This is a genomic window from Luteimonas cucumeris, from assembly GCF_007830035.1.
Classification (GTDB): domain Bacteria; phylum Pseudomonadota; class Gammaproteobacteria; order Xanthomonadales; family Xanthomonadaceae; genus Luteimonas_C; species Luteimonas_C cucumeris.
The window spans coordinates 39637-64476 of record NZ_VLKN01000007.1 but is presented as its reverse complement, the minus strand read 5'-3'; the positions used below and the strand labels follow the sequence as shown (position 1 = coordinate 64476).

At 65.6% G+C, this 24840-nt stretch carries 22 protein-coding genes; 10 read left to right on the top strand and 12 right to left on the bottom strand.

Annotated features, from left to right (window positions below):
- Positions 1 to 90 precede the first annotated feature (90 nt).
- Complete coding sequence (locus IP90_RS14105; RefSeq protein WP_144900297.1) at positions 91 to 1113, bottom strand: polyprenyl synthetase family protein; 1023 nt, start codon at positions 1111 to 1113, stop codon at positions 91 to 93.
- A gap of 166 nt (positions 1114 to 1279) precedes the next feature.
- On the opposite strand from IP90_RS14105, the gene ssb reads away from it, so the two are divergent.
- The 5 genes from ssb to rfbD all read left to right on the top strand — a co-directional run bounded on the left by ssb (position 1280) and on the right by rfbD (position 5286).
- Positions 1280 to 1747, top strand: a complete 468-nt coding sequence (gene ssb / locus IP90_RS14100) for a single-stranded DNA-binding protein (RefSeq protein ID WP_144900296.1) — start codon at positions 1280 to 1282, stop codon at positions 1745 to 1747.
- Between the two features lie 41 nt (positions 1748 to 1788).
- A complete protein-coding gene (gene rfbB, locus IP90_RS14095; RefSeq protein WP_144900295.1) occupies positions 1789 to 2844 on the top strand; it encodes a dTDP-glucose 4,6-dehydratase in 1056 nt (351 codons plus the stop codon).
- Positions 2845 to 2943: 99 nt separating this feature from the next.
- Entirely contained in the window at positions 2944 to 3831 is an 888-nt protein-coding gene (rfbA, locus tag IP90_RS14090; RefSeq protein WP_144900294.1) for a glucose-1-phosphate thymidylyltransferase RfbA, read from the top strand.
- A complete protein-coding gene (gene rfbC, locus IP90_RS14085; RefSeq protein ID WP_144900293.1) occupies positions 3828 to 4385 on the top strand; it encodes a dTDP-4-dehydrorhamnose 3,5-epimerase in 558 nt (185 codons plus the stop codon). Before rfbA ends, rfbC begins: the two co-directional genes overlap by 4 nt.
- Positions 4386 to 4395: 10 nt before the next feature.
- Positions 4396 to 5286, top strand: coding sequence for a dTDP-4-dehydrorhamnose reductase (gene rfbD / locus IP90_RS14080; protein ID WP_144900292.1), 891 nt, complete (start codon positions 4396 to 4398; stop codon positions 5284 to 5286).
- A 136-nt stretch (positions 5287 to 5422) separates the two neighbouring features.
- On the opposite strand, the gene IP90_RS14075 is transcribed toward rfbD, so the two are convergent.
- Positions 5423 to 7150, bottom strand: a complete 1728-nt coding sequence (locus IP90_RS14075) for a peptide MFS transporter (protein ID WP_144900291.1) — start codon at positions 7148 to 7150, stop codon at positions 5423 to 5425.
- A gap of 109 nt (positions 7151 to 7259) precedes the next feature.
- Between IP90_RS14075 and IP90_RS14070 the strand changes: the two genes are divergently transcribed.
- From IP90_RS14070 to IP90_RS14060, 3 genes are all read left to right on the top strand, one after another.
- Positions 7260 to 9206: an OPT family oligopeptide transporter gene (locus IP90_RS14070; RefSeq protein WP_144900290.1), complete on the top strand. Its 1947-nt coding sequence runs from the start codon at positions 7260 to 7262 to the stop codon at positions 9204 to 9206.
- 86 nt (positions 9207 to 9292) lie between these two features.
- Positions 9293 to 11377 (top strand): S9 family peptidase, encoded by a 2085-nt coding sequence (locus IP90_RS14065; RefSeq protein ID WP_144900289.1) that lies wholly within the window; start codon positions 9293 to 9295, stop codon positions 11375 to 11377.
- Between the two features lie 66 nt (positions 11378 to 11443).
- Positions 11444 to 12694: a DUF819 family protein gene (locus IP90_RS14060; protein WP_144900288.1), complete on the top strand. Its 1251-nt coding sequence runs from the start codon at positions 11444 to 11446 to the stop codon at positions 12692 to 12694.
- A gap of 206 nt (positions 12695 to 12900) precedes the next feature.
- Here the strand turns inward: IP90_RS14060 and IP90_RS14055 are convergent, their stop codons facing one another.
- Positions 12901 to 13446, bottom strand: a complete 546-nt coding sequence (locus IP90_RS14055; RefSeq protein ID WP_144900287.1) for a cysteine hydrolase family protein — start codon at positions 13444 to 13446, stop codon at positions 12901 to 12903.
- A gap of 144 nt (positions 13447 to 13590) precedes the next feature.
- Here IP90_RS14055 and IP90_RS14050 point away from each other — a divergent pair, with 144 nt between their 5' ends.
- Positions 13591 to 14559 carry a GlxA family transcriptional regulator gene (locus IP90_RS14050; protein ID WP_144900286.1) on the top strand — a complete coding sequence of 323 codons (969 nt, stop codon included), beginning with the start codon at positions 13591 to 13593 and terminating at the stop codon, positions 14557 to 14559.
- 138 nt (positions 14560 to 14697) lie between these two features.
- On the opposite strand, the gene IP90_RS14045 is transcribed toward IP90_RS14050, so the two are convergent.
- From IP90_RS14045 to IP90_RS14010, 8 genes are all read right to left on the bottom strand, one after another.
- Positions 14698 to 15378, bottom strand: a complete 681-nt coding sequence (locus IP90_RS14045) for a L,D-transpeptidase (RefSeq protein WP_144900407.1) — start codon at positions 15376 to 15378, stop codon at positions 14698 to 14700.
- Positions 15379 to 15531: 153 nt separating this feature from the next.
- Positions 15532 to 15801 carry a hypothetical protein gene (locus tag IP90_RS14040; RefSeq protein ID WP_144900406.1) on the bottom strand — a complete coding sequence of 90 codons (270 nt, stop codon included), beginning with the start codon at positions 15799 to 15801 and terminating at the stop codon, positions 15532 to 15534.
- Positions 15802 to 16618: 817 nt separating this feature from the next.
- A complete protein-coding gene (locus tag IP90_RS14035; RefSeq protein WP_242007608.1) occupies positions 16619 to 17413 on the bottom strand; it encodes a transporter in 795 nt (264 codons plus the stop codon).
- 303 nt (positions 17414 to 17716) lie between these two features.
- Positions 17717 to 17941 (bottom strand): YbdD/YjiX family protein, encoded by a 225-nt coding sequence (locus IP90_RS14030; protein WP_144900285.1) that lies wholly within the window; start codon positions 17939 to 17941, stop codon positions 17717 to 17719.
- 27 nt (positions 17942 to 17968) lie between these two features.
- A complete protein-coding gene (locus IP90_RS14025) occupies positions 17969 to 20044 on the bottom strand; it encodes a carbon starvation CstA family protein (RefSeq protein ID WP_144900284.1) in 2076 nt (691 codons plus the stop codon).
- 365 nt (positions 20045 to 20409) lie between these two features.
- On the bottom strand, positions 20410 to 21429 hold the full coding sequence (gene corA / locus IP90_RS14020) for a magnesium/cobalt transporter CorA (protein WP_144900283.1): 1020 nt from the start codon (positions 21427 to 21429) through the stop codon (positions 20410 to 20412).
- Positions 21430 to 21439: 10 nt separating this feature from the next.
- Positions 21440 to 22714 carry a lipoprotein N-acyltransferase Lnb domain-containing protein gene (locus IP90_RS14015; RefSeq protein WP_144900282.1) on the bottom strand — a complete coding sequence of 425 codons (1275 nt, stop codon included), beginning with the start codon at positions 22712 to 22714 and terminating at the stop codon, positions 21440 to 21442.
- The gene (locus IP90_RS14010) at positions 22701 to 23567 is read right to left on the bottom strand and encodes a CorC family transporter (protein WP_144900281.1); all 867 of its coding nucleotides are present in this window, start codon (positions 23565 to 23567) and stop codon (positions 22701 to 22703) included. The genes IP90_RS14015 and IP90_RS14010 overlap by 14 nt, the downstream gene beginning before the upstream one ends.
- A gap of 223 nt (positions 23568 to 23790) precedes the next feature.
- On the opposite strand from IP90_RS14010, the gene IP90_RS14005 reads away from it, so the two are divergent.
- Positions 23791 to 24294: a hypothetical protein gene (locus IP90_RS14005; protein ID WP_199753494.1), complete on the top strand. Its 504-nt coding sequence runs from the start codon at positions 23791 to 23793 to the stop codon at positions 24292 to 24294.
- A 55-nt stretch (positions 24295 to 24349) separates the two neighbouring features.
- On the opposite strand, the gene ybeY is transcribed toward IP90_RS14005, so the two are convergent.
- Positions 24350 to 24838, bottom strand: coding sequence for an rRNA maturation RNase YbeY (gene ybeY, locus IP90_RS14000; protein ID WP_144900280.1), 489 nt, complete (start codon positions 24836 to 24838; stop codon positions 24350 to 24352).
- Positions 24839 to 24840 lie beyond the last annotated feature (2 nt).

The window sequence follows — 24840 nt, the reverse complement described above, 5'->3', positions numbered from 1 at the left end:
CGGGCAGCGACGGCCGTTTTTCAGCTGGGGAAAAGTGTCGCCGCGTCCTGCATGACAGCGGCGATGTGGCGTGGCGAAACGTGGCCGTGATCAGTGCTTGCGGTCCACCGCGTAGCGTGCCAGGCCGTGCAAGGCCGCGACGGCATCGTTCTCCTCCATGCCATCCAGCGCGCGTCCCGCGGCTTCCGCGTAGCGACGCGCGCACTCGCGGCTGTACTCCAGCCCGCCCGTGGCATCGATCGCCGCCAGCACTTCCGGCATCGACGACGCGTCGCCGTTCTCGACCACGGTACGCAGGCGTGTGGCGACTTCGGGCGGGCTGTGCGCGATTGCGTGGATCAGCGGCAACGTCGCCTTGCCTTCGGCGAGGTCGTCGCCCAGATGCTTGCCCAGGTCGGCTTCGTCGGCGCTGTAGTCAAGGACGTCGTCGGCGATCTGGAAGGCGTAACCGAGGTTCAGGCCATAGTCGTGGAAGCGCTGCAGCAGCGCTTCGTCGGCGCCGGCCAGCAGCGCACCGAGCCGTGTCGCCGCGGCGAACAGCACCGCGGTCTTGCGCTCGATCACGCGCAGGTAAGCGGGTTCGTCGGTATCGGGATTGCGTACGTGCAGCAGCTGCAGCACTTCGCCTTCGGCGATGGCGTTGGTGGTGTCGGCGAGGATCCGCATCACCTCGATGCGGTCCAGTTCCACCATCAGCTGGAAGCTGCGCGAGTACAGGAAATCGCCGACCAGCACGCTTGGCGCATTGCCCCACAGCGCGTTGGCGGTGCTGCGGCCGCGGCGCAGGTCGGACTCGTCGACCACGTCGTCGTGCAGCAGGGTGGCGGTATGGATGAACTCGATCACCGCCGCCAGTTGATGCGCATCGGCGCCCGCATGGCCCAGCGCCCGTGCGGCCAGCAACAGCAGCATCGGCCGCAGCCGCTTGCCGCCCGCGGCGACGATGTGCTCGCCGATCTGGTTGACCAGCACCACGTCCGAGGCCAGGCGGCGTCGGATCAGGGCGTCGACGGCGGCCATGTCCGTCGCGGCCAGCGACTGGATTGCGGCCAAGGAGAGTCCCTGGGCGGACCCGGCAGCGGGCGTCAGCGGGCGGGAGGGCGCGTAATCCATTGCGAGACCAGTGCGGGAGATGGCCCAATTATAGGGAGAGGATGCCGACAGGCGGTTCAGACAAACCTGACCCGGCAGCGCTGCATCGCCCGACTCCCGCGTGCCGCGCGGCTATAATCCAATGATGCAGCCCGATCCGGGCGCACGAAGATAAGGACGGCAAGACATGGCCCGCGGCATCAACAAGGTGATCCTGGTCGGCAACCTCGGCAACGATCCGGAAACCAAGTACACCCAGAGCGGCATGGCCGTGACCACGATCAGCCTGGCCACCTCCAGTTCGCGCAAGGACAAGGACGGCAACCAGATCGACAAGACCGAATGGCACCGGGTCAAGCTGTTCGGCAAGCTCGGCGAGATCGCCGGCGAGTACCTGAGGAAGGGGCGCCAGGTCTACATCGAGGGCCGCATCGAGTACAGCACCTCCGAGAAGGATGGCGTCACCCGCTACTTCACCGACATCATCGCCGACCAGATGCAGATGCTGGGTGGCAACGAGGGACGCGGCGAAGGCTCGGAACGCAGTGGCGGCGAACGCTCTTCGCGCCCGGCGCCGGCGCAGCGCCGCGAGCCGGCACCGCAGGCTTCACGGGCGCCGATGGACGACTTCGCAGATGACGATATTCCGTTCTGAGGATTTTGCGTCCGGCATTCCCACTTAGAGGCTGTACCCGCGTGCAAACCTGGCTGGTAACCGGCGGTGCCGGATTCATTGGTGGCAATTTCGTGCTCGAGGCGGTGCGCAGCGGCATTCGCATCGTCAACCTCGATGTCCTGACCTACGCCGGCAACCTCGATACGCTGTCGTCGCTTGACGGCAATCCCGCGCATGTCTTCGAGCAGGGCGACATCGGCGACCGCGCGTTGGTGACGAAGCTGCTCGCCGGGCATCGCCCCGATGCCATCGTCAATTTCGCCGCCGAAAGCCACGTCGACCGTTCCATCGATGGTCCGGCCGCGTTCGTGCAGACCAACGTGGTCGGCACCCTGGCCCTGCTGGAAGCCGCGCGCGACTACTGGAAAGGACTGGAAGGCGCGGCGAAGGATGCCTTTCGTTTCCTGCACGTATCCACCGACGAGGTCTACGGCTCGCTGGGCGACAGCGGCAGGTTCACCGAGGAAACCGCGTACGCACCCAACTCGCCGTACTCGGCATCGAAGGCAGCCTCCGACCATCTGGTGCGTGCGTTTCATCACACCTACGGCCTGCCGGTGCTGACCACCAACTGTTCGAACAATTACGGCCCTTACCAGTTTCCCGAGAAGCTCATTCCGCTGGTGATCGCCAAGGCGATCGCAGGCGAGTCGCTGCCGATCTACGGCGACGGCAAAAACGTGCGCGACTGGCTGTATGTCGGCGACCACTGCGCTGCGATCCGGGCGGTGCTGGAACGCGGACGGATCGGCGAAACCTATAACGTCGGCGGCGACGCGGAACGCCAGAACATCGAGGTGGTCAATGTGATCTGTGCGCTGCTGGACAAGCGCCGTCCGCGCGCCGATGGCAAGCCGCGCAACTCGCAGATCACCTATGTCAAGGATCGGCCCGGTCACGACCGGCGCTATGCAATCGATGCCTCCAAGCTGCAGAACGAGTTGGGCTGGAAGCCGGCGCATACCTTCGAACAGGGCATTGCCGATACCGTCGACTGGTACCTCGACCAGCAGCCGTGGGTGCAGCGCGTGCTGGATGGCAGTTACCGGCTCGAGCGCATCGGCGCAACTGCCTGATCACTCCCTTCGGCGTGGGCCGATTCGTGCTACCAGCACGATGCTTGATTGGCGCCTAGCCTACCTGATGCGCATTCAGTAAATGAGACAGGAAATCAGATGACCCAACGACGCGGCATCATCCTCGCTGGCGGCTCCGGTACCCGCCTGTATCCGTTGACGCAGTCGATCAGCAAGCAGCTCCTGCCGGTATACGACAAGCCGATGATCTATTACCCGCTCAGCGTGCTGATGCTGGCGGGGATCCGCGAAGTGCTGATCATCAATACCCCGCACGAGCAGGCGCTGTTCAAGTCGCTGCTCGGCGATGGCTCGCAATGGGGCATGCGCATCGAGTACGCGGTGCAGCCGAGTCCGGATGGGCTGGCACAGGCCTACCTGATCGGTCGCGATTTCGTGGCCGGGCAACCGAGTTGCCTGGTGCTGGGCGACAACATCTTCCACGGCCCCGGCCTGACGGCGCTGCTCAAGCGTGCCGACGGGCGCGAAAACGGTGCGACCGTGTTCGGTTACTGGGTGCGCGATCCGGAGCGCTATGGCGTCGCCGACTTCGACGCGGATGGAAGGGTGATCGGGCTCGAGGAAAAGCCTTTACAGCCTCGTTCCAACTACGCAGTCACCGGCCTGTACTTCTACGACGGCCGCGCCAGCGATTTCGCCGCCGGCCTGAAGCCGTCGCCGCGCGGCGAACTGGAGATCACCGATCTCAACCGTCGCTATCTCGAGGAAGGCTCGCTGCACCTGGAACAACTCGGTCGCGGCTACGCCTGGCTGGATACCGGTACCCACCAGTCGCTGCTGGAGGCGTCCAATTACATCGAGACCATCGAGGCGCGCCAGGGCCTGCGCGTGTGCTGCCCGGAGGAGATCGCCTGGAACAATGGCTGGATCGATGCGGCGCAACTGGAAACCCTGGCGCGACCGCTGGTCAAGAACGGTTATGGCCAATATCTGCTCTCGCTGGCCGGACGCGGATTCGTGCCATGAAGGTGATCGAGACGGATATTGCAGGGTGCCTGATCATCGAACCACAGGTATTTGGCGACGACCGCGGCTGGTTCTACGAATCGTTCAACCGAGACAAGCTGGCCGCGCATGGCCTGACGCCTGATTTCGTGCAGGGCAACGTCTCCAGTTCGGCGCGCGGCGTGTTGCGCGGCCTGCATTACCAGTGGCCGAAGTCGCAGGGCAAGTATGTGTCCGTGCTGGATGGCGAGGTCTGGGACGTGGCGGTCGACATCCGTCGCGGCTCGCCGACGTTTGGAAAATCGACGGCCGCGATTCTTTCGGGCGACAACAAGCGCCACTTCTGGATACCGGAAGGCTTCGCGCATGGCTTCGCCGTGCTCAGCGAGCGCGCCACGTTCACCTACCTGTGCACCGAGACCTACGATCGCGACGCCGACGCTGCGATCCGCTGGAACGATGCACGTCTGGCGATCGACTGGCCGGTCAGCGCGCCGCTGCTGTCCGACAAGGACGCACGCGCGCCATTCCTCGATGATGTGCCGGAGCATCGCCTGCCGGTCTACGTCGCGTGAGCAACCAGCCGTGAGGATCCTGCTGCTCGGTGCGAATGGCCAGGTTGGCAGCGAACTGCGCCGCAGCCTGGCGCCATTGGGCGAAGTCGTCGCGACCACGCGCAGCGGCAGACTGGATGGCACGGCCTGCGAAGTCGCCGATTTCGATGCGCCTGGCAGTCTGGCCGGCCTGATCGCACGGATCGCGCCCGATGTCGTCGTCAATGCCGCGGCCCATACCGCCGTTGACCGTGCCGAGGACGAGGTCGACGCAGCTGTCCGCGCCAACGCGGAAGCGCCAAGCATCATCGCCGCCGCCTGCGCCGCACGCGATGCCCTGCTGGTGCATTACTCGACCGATTACGTATTCGATGGCAGCGGTCGTCAGCCCTACCGCGAAGACGATGCGACTGCGCCGCTGGGCGTGTACGGCGTCAGCAAGCTCGCCGGCGAGCAGGCGATCCGCGACAGCGGTGCGCGCCATTTCATCTTCCGCACGGCTTGGGTATATGCGGCACATGGCAGAAATTTCCTGCTGACCATGCTGCGGCTGGCGAAAGAACGCGATGAACTGCGCGTGGTCGGCGACCAGATCGGCACGCCGACTTCCGCGTACCTGATCGCGTACGCCACCGAGACCGCGATCCGTTCGCAACGATCCCCCGGCCTGTGGCACCTGACGGCGTCCGGTCAGACCAGCTGGCACGGGTTCGCGGAAGCGATCATGCGCGAAGCCCATGCGCGTGGCCTGCTGGCGAGGCCACCGCGCGTCGTGCCGATCACTACGACGGACTATCCGACGCGCGCGGCGCGGCCGGCGTATTCGGTGCTGGACAATTCGGCGTTCCAGCGCGATTTCGGCATCGAACTGCCGAACTGGCACGAAGGCCTGGTGCAGGTGCTGGACGAACTGGCGGCCTGAACGTTGTCCAGCGCCTACTTCCGAGACGGCATCGTAGCGTGCGCTGTGCGCACGACATCGTGCGACATTCAGGGGTTGTCAGGTTGCGGGTCGTGCACGCAGCGCACGCTACATATCGAGCGTATTCCGACCATTGCTACTTCACCCCATGCATCATCCGCCGCAGCAGCGGCGCGATGAGGAAGGCAACGACGGCGCAGCCCAGTCCGATCCACAGCATCAGCCAGAACAGGTCCGCGTACTTCGCTGCCGCGCTGGCGACATCGATCGCTTCGCCAGCCGGCACCTCGATCGAAGCCAGCTTGCCGAACTGCGCGGCGAGGACTTCCGAGTAGGCCGTCGCCAGCCAGAAGCCGCCCATCATCAGCCCGACCACGCGCGCCACCGACAACTGAGTGACGGCAGACAGACCGATCGGCGACAGGCACATCTCGCCGATTTCCAGCAGGAAATAGGCCAGCACCAGCCACCACACGCTGGCCAGCGCGCCGCCCTGCGCGGATTGCGCGGCAGCAATCAGCGGCAGGAAGGAAAGTCCGGCGAACAGCAGGCCGATCGCGCTCTTGAACGGCTTGCCGGGATTGCGGCCGCGCCGTTCCAGCCACGGCCAAAGCCAGGCGAACAGCGGCGACAGCACGACGATGAAAAACGAACCGAGAAAAGTCAGCGAGCCGGCGGTCTGCGGCACCAGCACCACGTCGCGGAAGCAGGCGATGGCCATGCCGACGACCAGCAGCAATACCATCGCGTGCGCCAGGCGCAGGTTGCCGCGATCGCTGGCGCGCAGCGCGGTCACCATCAGCAGCGGGCTTGCCGCCATCACGTACAGCGACCACGGCAGCGTGCCACTGGCATCGCTGACCAGCGACGGGAACAGGTCCTTGCTCAGCACGCGGTCGGTGAAAGTCAGCCACGAGCCGTAGGTCTGCTCGTACAGGGTGAAGAACACCAGTACCGCGATGATCGTCACCAGCAGCGCGATCATCTGCTGGCGCTCCACCTTGCTGCAGTGGCGCAGCAGGAACCACACGAACCACGCGGCGAAGGCGATCGCGACCAGGTGCATCGCGCCGTGCACGGTCCAGGTGCGCTGGATCAGCTGCCAGACCACGGCGACGCCGGCGAAGGCCGACAGGTAGATCCACCACTCGCGCGTCAGCACGAAATTCTTCTCGCGCAGTTTCGCCGGATCCGGCGGTTCGGCGTGGCCGTGCAGGTATTTCTGGCCCCACAGGAACATGCACAGGCCGGCGAACATGCCGATGCCGGCCGCGCCGAAGCCGTATTTCCAGCCATAGGTCTCGCCGAGGAAGGCGCACACCAGCCCCGCGAACAGGCCGCCGACGTTGATGCCGGCATAGAACAGGGTGAAGCCGGAGTCGCGACGCGGATCGTTCGACGCGTACAGCTTGCCGACGATGGTGGAGATGTTGGGCTTGAGGAAGCCGACGCCCATGATGATCAGCGCCAGCGAGAAATAGAACGCCTGCAGCGCGTTTTCGTCGCGCACTACGGCGCCGTCGACCAGCCGCGCCTGCTCGCCTTCGACCGCCATGCCCAGGTGGCCCAGGCACAGCAGCACGCCGCCGAGTACCACCGACTTGCGCATGCCCAGCCAGCGGTCGGCGACCAAGCCGCCGATCACCGGCACCGCGTACACCAGCCCGCCGTAGGCGCCTATCAGGTCGTAGCCGGCGTCGTCGCCGAACAGGTGGTGCTTGAGCAGGTACAGCAGCAGCAGCGCCTTCATCCCGTAGAAGGAGAAGCGCTCCCACATCTCGGTGAAGAAGCAGACGTAGACGCCCTTGGGGTGGCCCAGGAAATCCTCGCGGCCGGGGATGTCGCTGCAGGCCGTGGCGGACATGAGGGCGCCGTTGCTGGGTTGGGCCGAGTATAGCCATGGTCTGTGGTCCGCTGGACTTGCCGGGACCTTGCCTTTAGCGTGTCGGGCTTCCGTGGAACAGGGAAACCCAATGAACAAGCCTGCGACTGCCATCCCGCAGCTGACTTTCCGCGCCGTGCTGCTGGCGATCGTGCTGGCGATGATCCTGGCCGCGGCCAACGCCTACCTGGGGCTGTTCGCCGGCCTGACCATCGCCACGGCGATCCCCGCCGCGGTCGTGTCGATGGGGGTGCTGCGCCTGCTCGGCGGCGGCACCATCCTCGAGAACAACATCGTCCAGACCGGCGCGTCGGCGGGTTCGTCGATCGCGGCGGGCGTGATCTTCACGATCCCGGCACTGATCATCCTCGGCTACTGGGACGATTTCCGTTACTCGTGGGTGCTGGCGATCGCCGGCCTGGGCGGCCTGCTCGGCGTGCTGTTCTCGGTGCCGCTGCGGCGTTCGATGATCGTCGAGGAGCCGCTCGCGTTTCCCGAGGGCAAGGCCGCGGCCGAAGTGCTGAAGGCTGGCGAGAATCCGGGGCCGGGTCTGAAGATCCTGGCCATGGCCGGTGCCATCGGCGCCTTCGTCAAGCTCGCCGCAGAGAGCGGCCTGCGCCTGATCCCCGACAACGCCGTGGCCTCGGGTTTCATCGGCAAGTACCTGGGCTACATGGGTACCAACCTGTCGCCGGCGCTGCTCGGCGTGGGCTACATCGTCGGCCTCAACGTCGGCATCGTGGTGGTGTCAGGCAGCATCCTGTCCTGGCAGTTCGCGATCCCGATCTACCAGGCCTTCTTCATGGACAGCGATCCGGCACTGGCCGCTTCGGTCGCCGGCGCCGGCGCCGCCGACATCGCCGGCGCGATCTGGTCGGCGAAGATCCGCTACCTCGGCGTCGGCGCGATGCTGATCGGCGGCGTGTGGACCCTGTTTTCGCTGCGCAAGTCGCTGATCTCGGGCGTCAAGAGCGGCTTCGCCGCCGCGCGCAAGGGCGCCGGCCACGTCGTCGCCGAGACCGAACGCGACCTGCCGATGAAGTGGATGCTGATCGCGCTCGCGGTCTTCGTGATTCCGCTGTGGATGCTCTACCAGGCCATCGTCGGCTCCTGGGGTGTCAGCCTGACGATGACGGTCATCATGATCGTCGCCGGCTTCCTGTTCGTGTCGGTGTCGGCGTATCTCGCAGGTCTCGTCGGATCTTCGAACAATCCGGTATCGGGCATCACCATCGCGACCATCCTGTTCGCGTCAGTGGTGCTGATGCTGCTGCTTGGCCGCGATTCGGATATCGGCGCGGTTGCCGCGATCATGATTGGCGCTGTGGTGTGCTGCGCGGCGGCGGTCGGCGGCGACAACCTGCAGGACCTCAAGGCCGGTTATCTGGTCGGCGCGACGCCGTGGAAGCAGCAGCTGATGCTCGGCATCGGTGCGTTCTCCTGCGCGCTGGTGATGGCGCCGGTGCTGAACCTGCTCGCCAGCGCCTACGGCATTGGCGCGCCGACGGCCGAGCATCCGAATGCGTTGTCGGCGCCACAGGCTACGCTGATGGCCGCGGTCGCCAAGGGCATGTTCGGCGGCAAGCTGCCGTGGACGATGATCGCGATCGGCGCCGGCATCGGCGCGGTGGTGATCGCGCTGGACGAGTGGCTGAAATCGCGTGGCTCCAAGTTCCGCGTACCGGTGCTGGCCGCGGCGATCGGCATCTACCTGCCGCTGGAACTGATGGTGCCGATCTTCCTCGGCGGCCTGCTGTCGCACCTGGTCGAGCGCAGGCACAAGATCGGCGACGACGAGGAAGCACGCGATCGCATCCATCGTCCCGGCACGCTGTTCGCTGCCGGCCTGATCACCGGCGAGGCGCTGATGGGCATCGCCATCGCGGTGCCGATCGTGGTCGCCGGCTCCGCCGATGTGCTGGCGCTGCCCGAGAGTCTGCATTTCAGCCAGTGGATCGGCCTGGTCGTGCTGGCGCTGGTGGGCTGGTTGCTGTATCGCACCGGCGCCCGCGCCAATCCCGCCAAATCCACCGTCTAGCCGCATCGCGGCATGACCATCCACCTTTGTGGCGCCGTCGCCCCGGCGCCTAACATCCAGGTTTTGCCGATCCAAGGGGAGTTGCCATGAAGCTTCGCCACGCCATCCTGCCGCTCGCCATGCTGCTTGCGGTGCCGTCCCTGGCGCTTGCCGCGCGCGGTTTCGAAGTGCGCGACATGGTCAAGCTGGACCGCTATTCATCGCCGACGCTGTCGCCGGACGGACGCAAACTGGTGTTCGCCAAGCGCGTGCTCGATGCCAGGACCGGCAAGGCCAGCACCGGCCTGTGGATCGAGGACCTGCTGACGCGCGATGCCGCGCCGCCGAAGCGCCTCACCCCGGAAGGCTGGAACGTCAACTCGCCGTCATTCTCGCCGGACGGCGGCACGGTCTACTTCCTCAGCGGCAAGTCCGGCAGCTCGCAGCTGTACGCGATGCCGGTTGCCGGCGGCACGCCGGTGCAGCTCACCGCGTTCGCACTCGACGTGGACGGCTACCAGCTGTCGCCCGACGGCAAGCGCATCGCGTTCAACGCCGGCATGTTCGCCGACTGCAAGTCCGACTTCGCCTGCACCAAGGACAAGCTCGCCGCCGTCGAGGCGAAGAAGGGCAGCGGCATGGTGTTCGACCAGATGTTCATCCGTCACTGGGACACCTGGAACGACGGCCGCCTCAATCGTGTCTTCGTCGCCGCGCTGCCCGCCGCGAAGGCCAAGCCGGCGGCGACCGCCACGCTGGTCGGCGCTGACGTGCTCGGCGACGTGCCGTCAAAGCCGTTCGGCGGCAGCGACGAATACGCCTGGTCGCCGGACGGACAGTCGCTGGTGCTGGTCGCGCGCAAGTCCGATCGCAGCGAGCCGTGGTCGACCAACTTCGACCTGCACCTGGTCAACGCCGACGGCAGTGGCGCGGCGAAGAACCTCACCGCGGCCAATCCGGCCTGGGATACCGGGCCGGTGTTCAGCGCCGACGGCAACACCCTGTACTACCGCGCGATGAAGCGCCCCGGCTTCGAGGCCGATCGTTTCGCGTTGATCGCCATGGATCTGGTCACCGGCAGCAAGCGCGAGATCGCGCCGAAGTGGGATCGGTCCGCCGACGGCATCACCCTGTCCGACGACGGCAAGACGATCTACACCACCGCGCAGGATCTCGGCCAGCATCCGCTGTTCGCGGTCGACATCGCCAGCGGCGAGCCGAGCAAGCTCGTCGGCGACGGTTCGATCTCGTCGTTCGATCTCGCCGGTTCGGGTGCCGGTCCGCGCACGCTCGCCTTCGCGCGCAATTCGCTGAAGACCGGTGATCAGTTGTTCACCGGCGGCATCGATGGCGCGCCACTGCGCCAGATCACGCCCAGCGCCGGCGAAATGCTGAAGGACGTCAGCTTCGGCGACTTCGAGCAGTTCAGCTTCAAGGGCTGGAACAACGAGACCGTGCACGGCTACGTGGTCAAGCCCTGGAATTACGTGGAAGGGCAGAAGTACCCGGTCGCGTTCCTGATCCACGGCGGCCCGCAGGGCAGCTTCGGCAACGGCTGGAGCTATCGCTGGAATCCGCAGACCTACGCCGGCCAGGGCTATGCGGTGGTGATGATCGACTTCCACGGTTCCACCGGTTATGGCCAGGCGTTCACCGACGCGATCAGCCAGCACTGGGGCGACCGTCCGCTGGAAGACCTGCAGAAGGGCTGGGCCGCGGCGCAGCAGAAGTATCCCTTCCTCGATGGCAGCAAGGCCTGCGCGCTCGGTGCCAGCTACGGCGGCTTCATGGTCAACTGGATCGCCGGCAACTGGAACGAGCCGTGGAAGTGCCTGGTCAACCACGACGGCGTGTTCGATCAGCGCATGATGGGTTATTCCACCGAGGAACTCTGGTTCACCGAATGGGAAAACGGGGGCACGCCGTTCGACGTGCCGGAGAACTACGAGCGCTTCAATCCGGTCAACCACGTCGCCAAGTGGCGGGTGCCGATGCTGATCGTGCACGGACAACTCGACTTCCGCATTCCGGTCGAGCAGGGCATCGGTGCATTCACCGCGCTGCAGCGCCAGGGCATCGAGTCCAAGTTCCTGTACTTCCCGGACGAGAACCACTGGGTGCTCAAGCCGGACAACAGCGTGCAGTGGCACGACACCGTCAACGCCTGGCTGAAGCAGCACCTCGGCCAGTAATCCAGACGCACCGGCACGCCGCAGCAATGCGGCGTGCTTCGTTTCGCAAACGGAATCATCCCGCGCATGCCAGAGACCAGCACCGCCCTGATCACCAACGACATCGTCGTCCTCGGCCTGATCGCCGCCACCCTCGGCGTGGTGTTCTGGACCTCATCGCGCGAAACCGGGATGTGGAAGAAGTTCTACACCTACGTGCCGGCGCTGCTGTTGTGCTACTTCATCCCCGGCATCTACAACAGCATCGGCCTGATCGACGGCAATGCCAGCAGGCTCTACAACCCGGTCGCCAGCCGCGTGCTGCTGCCCGCGGCGCTGGTGCTGCTGACGTTGACCATCGACCTGAAAGGCGTGCTGCGGCTGGGGCCCAAGCTGCTGGCGATGTACGCCACGGCCTCGCTGAGCGTGATGGTCGGCGCATTCGTCGCATTCTGGCTGATGGGCGTGTTCCATCCGGCGACCGTCGCCGGCGACACCTGGGGCGGCATGGCCGCGCTCGCCGGCAGCTGGATCGGCGGCGGCGCCAACATGGTCGCGATGAAGGAAGTGTTCCAGGTCGACGAGACCACATTCGGTCAGTTCGTCGTCATCGACGTCGGCGTCGGTTACGTGTGGATGGCGGTACTGATCTTCCTCGCCGGTCGCGCGGATGCCATCGACAAGCGCAGCGGCGCCGACACGCGCGCCATCGAGACGCTCAAGCAGCGATTGGCCGACTACCAGGCGCAGCACCAGCGCATCGCCAGCCTGTCCGACCTGATCATCATCGTCGGCATCGCGCTGGGCGCGGTCGGCCTGTCGCATGCGATCGCCGGACCGATCTCTGCGTGGTTCGCCACCAACGTGTCGTGGGCACGCACCGTGAGCCTGCACGAACCCTTCGTCTGGGTGGTGGTGCTGTCGACCTTCATCGGCCTGGGCCTGAGCTTCACCCGCGCGCGCACCTACGACGGCGCCGGCGCATCCAAGATCGGCACCCTGTTCCTGTATTTCCTGATCGCCTGCATCGGCATGCAGATGGACATCATGGCGCTGGCCGACAAGCCCTGGCTGTTCGCGCTGGGCGCATTGTGGATTTGCGTCCACATCCTGCTGCTATGGGGCGTCGGACGCCTGCTGCGCGTGCCGTTCTTCTATTTCGCGATGGGCTCGCAGAGTAACATCGGCGGCCCCGCCTCTGCACCAGTCGTCGCGTCGGTATTCCACCCTTCGCTGGCACCGGTCGGCGCACTGCTCGGCGCACTCGGCTACGCCACCGGCACCGTGCTGGCCTACATCACCGGCATCACGCTGCGGGCGATGGCGGGTGCGGGCTGACGCGTAGTGGACACTATGGGTTCAACCGACGAAGCCTGGTCGCTCAGGCCGCTAGTCTGCCATCAGCCAGGAGCAGACACCGCAGGGAAGCACCACTGGGCGGTATGCGGCCTGAAAGGCACCGCAAGTAACGGGAGCCCCGATGTGTGGTGTCGTGGCGCAGCCAACGCGTACAGCAGGACTGCACGCGCCGGCGGCGGGCTATGTCACTTGGCCAGATAGTCGTCGGCCGAGGTGACCGTCGCATATCCGAACGCGAGCGCTGACATCAGCGCCGCGTGGACCTGTCCGGCAGGCACCACTTTCCCCTCGAACTCGAGTTCGCGTGTTGCGCAGGCGTCGTGCACGACGGTGGTCCTGTAGCCGAAATCAGCTGCGGCACGCGTCGTGGCGTCGATGCACATGTGGCTCATCGCGCCGATGACCGTGACTTCCTCGACGCCCTCGGAATCAAGCGTCTGCTTGAGATCTGTCTTCAGGAACGAGTTCGGATAGTTCTTGGTGATGACGTGTTCGCCATCCTGCGGCGCTACCTTCGGGTGGATCAGCACGCCTTCGGTGCCGGGTACGAAGAACGGCAGGTCGCCGACGGACTCGTGGCGGACGTGGATCACCTTGTCGCCGTTGCCGCGTGCCCCGGCGATGACGCGTGCCGCGTTGTCGAGTGCGGCGTCGATGCCGGTCAGCGGCAGCTTGCCGGTGGGCAGGTATTCGTTCTGGAGGTCGACAACGATCAGTGCTCGCTTGCTCATGGGGATTCCTCGTAAGTGAGGAGCACATGGTCGCGCTCTGCGACGCCTCCCACCATTGGCCTTGATGACGTCTGACGATGTTTTTGGGCCATTCGGCGGCCCGGCCTGGGTAGAATCAGACGACCCGATGGGACTGAGGCAAGCATGAAGCCCGTTCGCGTAGCCGTCCTCGCGTTTGACGGCATCAGCCTTTTCCATCTTTCGGTGCCGGGGCTCGTCTTCGGCATCGAACCAGCGCCGCCCGGCTTGTCTCCGCACGCGGTCATCCATTGCGCGGAAGCGCCTGGCGAGGTGCGTACGTCGCAAGGCATCTCGATCAACGTGCCGTGTGGGCTGGAGGCGATGCGGAAAGCCGCGATCGTGATCGTGCCGTCCTGGTCGGCACCGGATACGCCTGCCTCCCCGGCCGTCGTCGAGGCGCTGCTCAAGGCGCATCGGCGCGGAGCCCAGATCGTAGGACTCTGCCTGGGCGCGTTCGTGCTGGGTGACGCGGGACTGCTCGATGGGCGCCAGGCGACGACGCATTGGGCTGCACGCGATGTCTTCGCTCGTCGGTTCCCTGCCGCAGACTTCCGACCCGAAGTGCTGTATGTCGCGGACGATAACGTCGTGACGTCGGCGGGTACGGCTGCAGCGATCGATTGCTGCCTCAACCTGGTCCGCCAGAGGGATGGTGCCGACGTGGCGAACCGGGTGGCGCGAATGCTGGTCACGCCCCCGCATCGGCAAGGTGGGCAAGCCCAGTTCATCGAACAACCCGTGCCCGAACTACCGAGTGAGCACCGGCTTCCTGGCGTGCTTGAGTGGGCCATGGAGCACCTGTCCGAGCCGCTCTCGGTCGATCTCCTCGCGGATGCCGCCCGCATGAGCCGCCGTACCTTTACCCGGCGTTTCCGTGAAGCCACGGGAACGACCGTATCGAAGTGGGTAGCGAACGCCCGGCTGGCACGCGCCCAGCAATTGCTGGAGACGACGGAGCTTCCCGTCGAGCGGATCGCAACCGAGGTCGGCTTCGGGACGGCGCTGAGCCTGCGTCAGAATTTCAGCGAACAGTTTGGTTCGACGCCATCCGAATATCGACGCACCTTCTCGGGCCGACCTTTTGCGGCTTAGAAATGCTCAAAGAACAACGTACTCGATGTCCGCCAAGGGTCGGATGCGGTCACTCAGCGTTATTCGTGAGGCCGAGCCACGAGCAGCGTCAGCCGCAGCGCTGCCTCGCACACCAAAGGCAACACGCCGACGCGCCCGTCACTGGCGGGCGGACCGTGCGCGCCTTCCATCGTTGCGTTGCGTAGTCGCGCGACTTTGCGCGAACTCCGGGAAGGTCTCCGCTAGCGACGCCTCATCCGGCAAGATGTAGAACACGCCGCCTCGCTTGAACGTCGCACTGATGATCTGCTCGTAAAACTCGGGCGAGACGTTGATGCAGCCATGCGTGACGCGGTTGTCGTCCGGCGAAGGCGATGCAAGGCGTTCGGGGCGTTTCTCGGCCGGGACGCCAGTAGCGGTAGGGTGGATGGAGACCGCGGAATCGTAATCCACCCACAGCACGCGCCCAGCGTCGATTGACGGACCGAAACCGCCCACAAAGCGGCCCGCAGGCGTCGTGCGGTCCCGACCCGGAATCTCGCGAAGCGCGAGACCGGCGATGCCGGGGGCCGTATGATCGCCGACCGCCGAACCAAAGAGCCCAGGTGCCGCGCCGCGAAGCCGGCCGTCGCCGCCGAACACCAGGATCTGTGCCGCGGCCTTGTCTATGACCGCGAACGGATAGCCTTGGTTGTCGTTGGCTGCGACGACCCAGCCGGCGAGCTCAATCACGGTGCCGGACACTTCCTGGCCTTGCGGAAGCTGGTCGACGGCGGCGACCGGTTGCGCGGCGTCTTCCTCGGCGCTGGCCGCGCTGAAGCTCGCGAACGCCAGCGCCAATGCCACGCCATAAACGGCCCGGATCGTAGGGTGTGTGCAGGTACGGATGGGAAGGTTCCTTGAAACTAGGACTGACACAGACAAGGAGACCGGTGGCCAGCAAAGGCCACCGGTCCCGGTTCAGAGCATTCGTCGCGAATTGTGCAAGAGCGACTAACCGCGCGGTGGGCGGCCCGGCTTCGATTCGAGCTGCTGGACGCGGCTTTCGATCTGATCCAGGCGTTGGTTGGCCTGCTGCGCGGACTGATTGGCGGATTCAGCGCTCTGGGCCGCGCTCTGCACCCTCGTGTCGAGTTGATCGAGGCGCGAGTTGATCCCTGCAAACTCGTCACTGTAGGTGGCGCAGCCGGCAAAGCCCACGGTGGCGACGATCGCCACGCCGAGCGTACGCGCCGTCTTCAGATGTTGCTTGGTCATGAACATTCCAATCTCCTCGTCGGGTGTTTCGGAAATATAGCGGCCTTTTTTGCCGGAGTTATGACTTGCCTTCAGCTGGCGTTGGAATACGTAAATGAATTGTGAAGTTGTGACAGCTCGTGAGAGTTGCGGCTTGAAACCATCGATTTCCACGAAAATTCGCGGCATTTGATCGACCGTGCGACCTTACCGCAGTCACCGATCCACACAACGTGAACAGTACATCCGAGCCGTTTTACACCGACCGATATTCAGAGACTTCTTCGGCTGCTCCCAATTCATCAGTAAGGAAAGCCATGCCGGCCCGCCAATGCGTCCAGGCGGTCGGCACGGTCTCTCCCGGCATCACTCGCGCGTTTCTTGTGGCGAGGTCGGCAGGAGGAGAGGAACGAGGGAGTCCGCTTTGCGGGCGATTGGGCTCCGGGCGTCAGGCCCGAAACAGAGAGCTGACACCATACGGTGGAATCCCCTGTGGTATTGAATAAGCCGCGCCGACCTCTCGCGAAAGCGTTTTTTGCCTTCGAGAAGGTGGTCGGAGCTATCGGGAAGGCGTTATCTGGGCTCGCGAAGGGTCAAAACGGATTCGCGAAGGCGAAAACAGCCTTCCGGAAGGCTGCCAATGCATTCGCGAAGGCCCGGAATGCTTTCCTGAGGACCGCAACGCTTTTCGTAAGCCATGCCGACCTGTTCGGACAGTCCGGGAACCTCTTCGTGACCGGCACGGTGCCGACCTGGGTTGTCGGCATCAAGTCGCAGGTGAGGTTGGACGCCGGCCAGGCGGCTTGGCGTCGGACTTAGAGCCGCGCGCTTCCCGGGCTTCTTCTCAGCGCGGATACAGCAGCGTCAGCACCAGTCGGACGCCCCAGTCGGGCCCGCCGTCCGGTGTTTCGAGGTAGCCGCGCACGCCGCCGGCATAGCTGACCATCTGGTTACCGATCTTCGACACCTTGCTGTACATGACATTGACCGGCACGTTCCACTGCTCGGCTTCCCAGTCGTAGGTCGACTCGAAGTTCAGCGTCACGGTGCGGCCTTTGCCGAGGCTGCGCGACAGGAACGGCTGCAGGAAGGTGGAGTTGATCTCCGCGCGCCGGTCGCCGGTGCCGCGCACGTCGACCAAGTGATTGACCAGCGCGCCATAGGTCCAGGCGCCGTCCTGCTTGAGTACGACCGCGGTCGGGCCCATCGCCCAGGTATCGGCGCTCAGGTCGTCGGTGCCGGTCGGCAGCAGGATTGCCGGGCCCACGCCCCAGATCAGGCCGGACGCGCTCGGCTCCTTCGGCGAGAAGAACAGGCTCTGGGTGACGTCGCCGATGCCGGCCTGGTCGGTGCCGGGGATCACGTCGTTCTGGTACACGATCGGCAGGATCGTGCGCGAGATCATGTTCACGTGCTCGGAGACCGAAATCGGTACCACCGGTTGCACGTTGAGGCTGTGGCGGTAGCCCTCGTCGCCGTAGGTCTCGTCGTAGTTGTATTGCAGTGGCACGCTGATCAGCGCCGCCACCGGGTTGGACAGGGCCTTGGCGAGCGCGTCGGCATCGGCTTCCTGCGCGGAAACCGCGGCGGGCAGGGCCAGGGACAGAACGCAAACGCACGGCAGCAGTCGCATGGTCATTGGTCCTTCCACCCTGTGTTGCCTGGATCGGTTGCAAATGCAGACCTGACGGCATGCGCGTCGCAGCCGAAGAAGAATGTGAACAGCAGCCCCCTGTGGATGGGAGCGTGGGGCGGCGTGTGTTCAGCCCATGTGAACCGCAGGGAAGGGCGGATCGGCATCGGCGAGCCGTCCGACTGCGACAGCACCGACGCTGCAATCCTGGCGCATCTCCGGTGTGTTTACACGCTGCCGTGCCGGTTGCCGGCGCGGCATGTCGAGCCGGGGATCGGCGGGTTCCGGCAGGAGGGGCGCTGCCGCGCCTCAGCAGCAGCGGAATCCGCCGCGTCCGCCATAGCGCGCTTCCTGGCGCTCGCGGAAGAAGGTCGGATAGTCCATCGGCTCGCGGTCGGGATGCTTCTCGAGTACGTGCCGGACGTAGTTGTCGTAGTCCGGCACGCCGCAGCACAGCCGCGCGGTCTGCACCATGCGCCGCCACACCCTGCGGTGGACGGCGTAATGGTCGAGCGGAACGAGTGTGGTACCCATCAGGTTTTGTCCATCAGTGCGCGCCCGTCACGGGTGCGCGGCCTGCTGTTCGGACGTGAGCGCGATGTACGGCGTCTCACGATCGGTGCGTTGCGTGCTGCGACGCGCCTTGGCGATGGCGCCGATGGCGTAGAACAGCACGCTGAACACCACGAACAGGAACAACGCGGTCAGGCCGGCGTTGACGTAGTTGTTGATCATCACCTGCTGCATCTGGCCGAAGTCCTTGGACGGCGCGATCAGTTCGCCGGCCTCGATCGCCGCGCTGTACTTGTTGGCCTGCGCCAGGAAGCCGACTGCCGGGTTGCTGTCGAAGATCTTGATCCAGCCGGCGGCGGTGGTGCAGATCAGCAGCCACACGGTCGGCACGATCGACACCCACGCGTAGCGCTCCTTCTTCATCTTGAACAGCACCACCGTGCACAGCATCAGCGCGATGCCGGCGAGCATCTGGTTGGCGATGCCGAACAGCGGCCACAGCATGTTGATGCCGCCGAGCGGATCGGTGACGCCCTGGTACAGGAAGTAGCCCCACAGCGCGACGCAGCCGCCGGTGGCGAGCAGGTTCGGGCCCCAGGCTTCGGTGCGGCGCAGCGCCGGCACGAAGTTGCCGAGCAGGTCCTGCAGCATGAAGCGGCCTGCGCGCGTGCCGGCATCGACCGCGGTGAGGATGAACAGCGCTTCGAACAGGATCGCGAAGTGGTACCAGAACGCCATCGTGTTCTCGCCCGGCAACACGCTGTGCAGGATCTGCGCGATGCCCACTGCCAGCGTCGGCGCGCCCCCGGCGCGGGAGAGGATGCTGCTTTCGCCGATGTCCTTGGCGGTCTGGGTCAGCACGTCCGGCGTCACCACGAAGCCCCAGCTCGACACGGTCTGCGCGACGGTGTTGACGTCGGTGCCGACGATGGCAGCGGGGCTGTTCATCGCGAAGTACACGCCCGGATCGATGATCGCCGCGGCGACCATCGCCATGATCGCGACGAAGGATTCCATCAGCATGCCGCCGTAGCCGATGTAACGGGCATGGGTTTCGTTGGCGAGCAGCTTGGGCGTGGTGCCCGAGGAGATCAGCGCGTGGAAGCCCGACACCGCGCCGCAGGCGATGGTGATGAACAGGAACGGGAACATCGTGCCCTTCCACACCGGGCCGGTGCCGTCGGTGAACTGGGTCAGCGCGGGCATGCGCAGTTCCGGCATGACGATGACGATGCCGATCGCCAGCGCGACGATGGTGCCGATCTTGAGGAAGGTCGACAGGTAGTCGCGCGGCGCCAACAGCAGCCACACCGGCAGCACCGCGGCGACGAAGCCGTAGCCGATCAGCATCCAGGTGATCTGCTTGCCGGTGAAGGTGAACGCCGGACCCCAGGTCGGATGCGCGGCGACGTGGCCGCCGAACCAGATCGCCAGCAGCAGCAACACCAGGCCGATCACCGAAATCTCGCCGATCCGGCCGGGGCGGATGTAGCGCATGTACAGGCCCATGAAGATCGCGATCGGCATGGTCGCGATCACGGTGAACATGCCCCACGGGCTGTCGGCCAGCGCCTTGACCACGATCATCGCCAGCACCGCGAGGATGATGATCATGATCAGGAAGGCGCCGAACAGCGCGATGGTGCCGGGTACCGGGCCCATCTCCTCGCGCACCAGGTCGCCGAGCGAACGGCCGTTGCGGCGGCTGGAGATCACCAGCACCATGAAATCCTGCACCGCGCCGGCCAGCACCACGCCGGCGATCAGCCACAGAACGCCGGGCAGATAGCCCATCTGCGCGGCCAGCACCGGGCCGACCAGCGGACCGGCGCCGGCGATCGCGGCAAAGTGGTGGCCGAACAACACGTGCTTGTTGGTCGGTACGTAGTCGAGGCCGTCGTTGTTGATGACGGCAGGCGTGGCGCGGGTCGGATCCAGGCCCATCACTTTGTTGGCGATGAACAGACCGTAGTAGCGATACGCGACCAGGTAGATCGACACCGCCGCGGCGACGATCCACAGGGCGTTGATCGGTTCGCCGCGCCGCAGCGCCAGCGTGCCGAGGGAAACCGCGCCGAGCAGGGCCAGTGCCGCCCAGGCCAACTTGCTGAATCCGCCTTTCATGTGCAACCCCTTCGACCGGTTGCTGGCAGGGTCGCGCCGCAGCCCGCGCGGGTCAATGCGCAATGCCGCATTACAGCGGTGCGGCGGCTAAGACTTTGGTCGAAACGGGTAGGGCGGGCCCGGCCCGCCATCAGGCATCGGGAATAGCGCCGTAGGGCGCATTAGCCGCAGGCGTAATGCGCCGAATGTCGCGTTCTCCGGATAGCCGTTCGGCGCAATGCCCTTCGGTTATTGCGCCTCTACAGCCAGCGCACCTTCTTGAGGTAGGCGTAGCGCCGTAGGGCGCATTAGCCGCAGGCGTAATGCGCCGGATGTCGTGTTCTCCGGATAGCCGTTCGGCGCAATGCCTTTCGGTTATTGCGCCTCTACAGCCAGCGCACCTTCTTGAGGTAGGCGTAGAGGCCGGCGACCACGACCGCGACGATGCCGATCAGCACCCAGTAGCTGTGCGGGCCGTGCAGTTCCGGCATGTGGGTGAAGTTCATGCCGTACCAGCTGGCGATCAGCGTCGGCGCGGCCAACAGCGCGGCCCAGCCGGCCAGCTTCTTCACCACTTCGCCCTGGGCGACGGTGACCAGCGACAGGTTCACGCTCATCGCAGCGGTCAGCATCTCGCGCAGGGTATCGATCGATTCGTTGAGCCGTACCACGTGGTCGAGCACATCGCGGAAATAAAGCTTGGCTTCCTCGCCGACCTGCGTCGACTGGCTGCGCATCAGCTGCGCCAGGATGTCCTGCAGCGGCGCCACCGACATCCGCATCTGGGTCAGCTGCTTCTTCAGGTCGTATAGCTTGACGATGGTGTCGCGGCGGTAGGTCTCGCCGAACACATCCTTTTCCAGCTCGTTCAACTCGTCGCGGAAATCGTTGACGATCGGCTGGTAGTTGTCGACGATGTAATCGAGCACGCCGTACAGCGCGAAAGCGGGGCCGAACTGCAGCAGTTCCGGCTCGCGCTCGAAGCGCGCACGCACCTTGGTGTAGGACAGCGACGCGCCGTGGCGCACCGTGACCAGGAAACGCGGGCCGACGAAGGCCTGGGTCTCGCCAAAGCGCACGCTGCCTTCCAGCAGCTGCGCCGTATGCACGGCGATGAACAGCGAATTGCCGTAGGCCTCGATCTTCGGGCGCTGGTGCGCGTGATGCGCATCCTCGACGGCCAGGTCGTGCAGGCCGAATTCCTCCTGCAGCTTGTCCAGTTGCGCTTCTTCAGGCTCGTACAGGCCGACCCAGATGAAACTGTCCTGGTCCTCTTCCTGAAGTACGTCGCTGATCTGGTCGAGGGTGATGTCGCGGCGCCGGCCTTCGCGATCGTAGACCGCGCAATTGATCACGCAGGCGGGGACGGCGGGAGAGGTCGGGCTGGGCGCGCTCATGGCGCGCATCGTGACCCGATCAGCCGGCAGCGGCAAGCCGACGCCGTGGCCACCACGCCATCAGCAGCGCCACATGTACCGGCAGCAGCAACGCGATCCAGCGCAGGTTCTGCTGCGGCGCCACCGGCAACCAGTGCAGGAACAGGGCCAGCACCGCGCCCGCGGCGACCACCGCCAGAACGGCGCGGAACAGGCTGCCGGCATCGCGACCGCGCAGGATGCGCCACGCGCCGGGCAGCAGCAGCAGGCACAGCGGATTGAGCAGCAGCGCGTTGGCGTTGCGCCAGCCCGACCAGTGCGCGGTGAATCCCCACAGGAACAGCAGCAGGCTGCCGAGCAGTGCGCACAGCAGCCAGAACGGCAACGCAACGGCGACCACGGCGCGCGGGCGACACCTGCCGACTGCGAGGATCGCTGCGGCGATCGCCAGCCCCGCCAGCGCGTACGGCCACCACGCACGCGGCGATTCGTCCGGCTCCGGACCGAGGTGGTGCGGCAGGACTTCCTGCTCCGATTGCACCAGCGGGCGGCCGTCGCTGCGCTTTATTTCGCGCAGGCTGTCGGCGAGCCGGCGCGGCACGAAGGCTTCTTCCCACAACGACATCGCCCGGTCCGCGAGTGGGCCGAAACCGATGTCGAAGCCCAGCCACATCCAGGTCGCAGGCTTCACCAGCCGCGTCGCCTCGCTGCGATAGGTGTTGCCGTGCGAACTGGCCGACAGTTTGCCGCGCAGTTGCCCGCCGAGCGCAGTATCGATCGCATCGCGCACGCGCGTGGAGCAGTTGTCGGTGAAATAGTCGTAGCGGTAGCGCGCGTTCTCGGGTTTGGCGTTTTCCGTGAGTGCCAAGGCCAGCGCCTGCGCCTGCGCCGGATCGAGGTCGAGCCATTGCACGTTCACGCCGCGGCCTTCCTGGCGGTAGGTTTCCAGATCCTGTTGCACCGGCAATGCCACCAGCGCGTACTGCATCTCGCCGCGCACGAAGCGGCCGATGAAGCCGGGTTCGGTCGGATCGAAGGAGCCGAAGTTGTAGGAGATCGGCGTGTCCGCATCCGGATCGTCGACCACGATCGCGTTGTGGCCGAAACGTTCCCAGAAGTATTCGCCGGGCGCCATCGTCATCACGCCGATGCGCGGCACGGCGGCGGCGGCGAAACTGCACAGCCAGAGCGCGAGCAGCAGGCAAAACGCCGGCAGCACGCCATGTCTGGCGCGCGCGGTTTCACGTGGCGAAGGCGCACGCCACGCCAGGTGCGACAAGGACGACGCGCTTGCCCCGACTTCAATCCTCGCCATGCACGCCCACGTGGAAGGCATGGATGCGGCGCGCATCGGCGCGCGCGACGCGGAACGCGAAACGGCCGAGCGTGAGTTCCTCGCCGGCTTCCGGCAGGTGGCCGATCGCCGCGGTGACGAGTCCGCCGATGGTGTCGTATTCGTCGTCGTCGAAATCGGCGCCGAAGCGCTCGTTGAAATCCTCGATCGGCGTCAGCGCATCGACCACGTACTGGCCGTCCGCCTGCGCGGCGATGAGCGCCTGCGGGTCTTCAGCGTCGTCGTGCTCGTCGTCGATCTCGCCGACGATCTGTTCCAGCACGTCCTCGATGGTGACGAGGCCGGCGACGCCGCCGTACTCGTCGACCACGATCGCCATGTGGTTGCGCGACAGGCGGAACTCGCGCAGCAGTACGTTGAGGCGCTTGGATTCGGGGATCAGCACGGCCGGCCGCAGCAGTTCGCGCACGCTGCCCGGACCGTTGTCGGCGACCACGCCGCGCAGCAGGTCCTTGGCCAGCAGGATGCCGAGGATCTCGTCGCTGTCCTCGCCATACACCGGGAAACGCGAATGGCCCGACTCCACCACCTGCTTCATCAGGTCGAGGAATTTCGCATCCGCCGGCAACGCCACCATCTGCGAGCGCGGGATCATCACGTCGCCGACGCTGAGGTCGGACACCGCGATGGCACCTTCCATCATCCGCAACGTGTCGGCCGCGATCAGGCCGTCGCCCTGCGCATCGCGCAGCAATTCGACCAGGTCCTCGCGGGAGGTCGGCTCGCCGGAAAGCGCCAGTCCTATGCGTTCCAGCCAGCCGCGCCGTTTCTCGGAAACTTCCGGCGCGTGGGTACTACTGTCGTCCTCGGACATCGCTATCGTGAATACGCCCGGATCGGGCGACGGCGAGAGTCTAACGCGAGACGGCTGCCGACTGGTGAAACGGCGCTGGAACCGGGCAAAAAGGATCGGAAATTTCCGACGGTGGCCACCGTCGTTTGCCTACGGCGGCGCGGCGCAAGGCCCCATGGCCGCGACCGGCATCGGCGGCCACGCTGTTGTTGCGGCATCCGCCGCATCTCATGGAGGAGTTCCTATGCGTATCCGTTCGTTACTGCCGGGGCTGGTGCTGGCGCCTTTCCTGGCCATGACATTGGCTGGCACGACCGTGCAGGCCGGCGAGCCTGCCGTCAGCGGCAACTATGCCGATACATCCGCCTATCTGCAGAGCGATGCCGACATCGATGCATGGTTCACGCTCGTGTTCTCGCTGAAGGATGGATTCGACCAGATCTGCGGCGACACTTTCTGCGAAGGCGAATACAGCAACATCGAGTCGCTGCGATACCGCTGCTCGGTCGATCAGGATTCCGGACGCATCGGCATGTGCGTCTGGGTGTTTGCCGCCAGCGACGAACAGATCGATCCGGCGACGGGCAGGATCGCCGTGCACCGTCAGTTCTGGCGTTGCCGCACGCCGCTGCTGCTGGGGACGACCATCCAGCAGCTGCTGGTCGCGTTGCAGGGCGATTCGCCGCTGTACGCGCCGTTGCCCGGTTCCGACAAGTCGATCTTCGATGGACTGATCGACTGTCTCTGACGCTGTCGATCATTTCTGCAGGGTCGAGCCTGCTCGACCCTGCAGGCCGATGGCCTCACGAGGCCAGATAGGGATCGGCGATGCCGAGCGCCGCGAGGATCTCGCGTTCCAGCTGCTCCATGCATTCGGCCTCGCGCTCGTCCTCGTGATCCCAGCCAAGCAGGTGCAGGGCGCCATGAACCGTGAGGTGCGCGTAGTGCGCGGACAGCGGCTTCTTCTGCTCGCGCGCTTCGCGCGCGATCACCGGCGCGCACAGCACCAGGTCGCCGAGCAGTGGCATCTTCACGCCCTTGGGCAGCTTGACGCCCTCGGCCATTTCCGCCGGAAAACTGAGCACGTTGGTGGCGTAGTCCTTGCCGCGGTAGTGGCGGTTGAGCGCGCGACCTTCCTTGCTGTCGACGATGCGGATCGCCAGGTCGGCTTCGCGGATGCGGCCGTCCAGCGCCGCGGCGACCCAGCGCCGGAAACTCACGGAAGAAGGCAGGCCAGTGCGGGGCACGGCGTAGCCGACGGAAACATCGAGGCGAACGGGACCGCGTGTCATAT

Bases quoted from the DNA above. Each gene is read 5' to 3' on its own strand.
- IP90_RS14105 (WP_144900297.1), bottom strand. From the start codon at position 1,113: ATGGATTACGCGCCCTCCCGCCCGCTGACGCCCGCTGCCGGGTCCGCC.
- ssb (WP_144900296.1), top strand. From the start codon at position 1,280: ATGGCCCGCGGCATCAACAAGGTGATCCTGGTCGGCAACCTCGGCAAC.
- rfbA (WP_144900294.1), top strand. From the start codon at position 2,944: ATGACCCAACGACGCGGCATCATCCTCGCTGGCGGCTCCGGTACCCGC.
- rfbC (WP_144900293.1), top strand. From the start codon at position 3,828: ATGAAGGTGATCGAGACGGATATTGCAGGGTGCCTGATCATCGAACCA.
- IP90_RS14075 (WP_144900291.1), bottom strand. From the start codon at position 7,150: ATGTCCGCCACGGCCTGCAGCGACATCCCCGGCCGCGAGGATTTCCTG.
- IP90_RS14070 (WP_144900290.1), top strand. From the start codon at position 7,260: ATGAACAAGCCTGCGACTGCCATCCCGCAGCTGACTTTCCGCGCCGTG.
- IP90_RS14065 (WP_144900289.1), top strand. From the start codon at position 9,293: ATGAAGCTTCGCCACGCCATCCTGCCGCTCGCCATGCTGCTTGCGGTG.
- IP90_RS14060 (WP_144900288.1), top strand. From the start codon at position 11,444: ATGCCAGAGACCAGCACCGCCCTGATCACCAACGACATCGTCGTCCTC.
- IP90_RS14055 (WP_144900287.1), bottom strand. From the start codon at position 13,446: ATGAGCAAGCGAGCACTGATCGTTGTCGACCTCCAGAACGAATACCTG.
- IP90_RS14050 (WP_144900286.1), top strand. From the start codon at position 13,591: ATGAAGCCCGTTCGCGTAGCCGTCCTCGCGTTTGACGGCATCAGCCTT.
- IP90_RS14040 (WP_144900406.1), bottom strand. From the start codon at position 15,801: ATGTTCATGACCAAGCAACATCTGAAGACGGCGCGTACGCTCGGCGTG.
- IP90_RS14035 (WP_242007608.1), bottom strand. From the start codon at position 17,413: ATGACCATGCGACTGCTGCCGTGCGTTTGCGTTCTGTCCCTGGCCCTG.
- IP90_RS14030 (WP_144900285.1), bottom strand. From the start codon at position 17,941: ATGGGTACCACACTCGTTCCGCTCGACCATTACGCCGTCCACCGCAGG.
- IP90_RS14025 (WP_144900284.1), bottom strand. From the start codon at position 20,044: ATGAAAGGCGGATTCAGCAAGTTGGCCTGGGCGGCACTGGCCCTGCTC.
- corA (WP_144900283.1), bottom strand. From the start codon at position 21,429: ATGCGCGCCATGAGCGCGCCCAGCCCGACCTCTCCCGCCGTCCCCGCC.
- IP90_RS14015 (WP_144900282.1), bottom strand. From the start codon at position 22,714: ATGGCGAGGATTGAAGTCGGGGCAAGCGCGTCGTCCTTGTCGCACCTG.
- IP90_RS14010 (WP_144900281.1), bottom strand. From the start codon at position 23,567: ATGTCCGAGGACGACAGTAGTACCCACGCGCCGGAAGTTTCCGAGAAA.
- IP90_RS14005 (WP_199753494.1), top strand. From the start codon at position 23,791: ATGCGTATCCGTTCGTTACTGCCGGGGCTGGTGCTGGCGCCTTTCCTG.
- ybeY (WP_144900280.1), bottom strand. From the start codon at position 24,838: ATGACACGCGGTCCCGTTCGCCTCGATGTTTCCGTCGGCTACGCCGTG.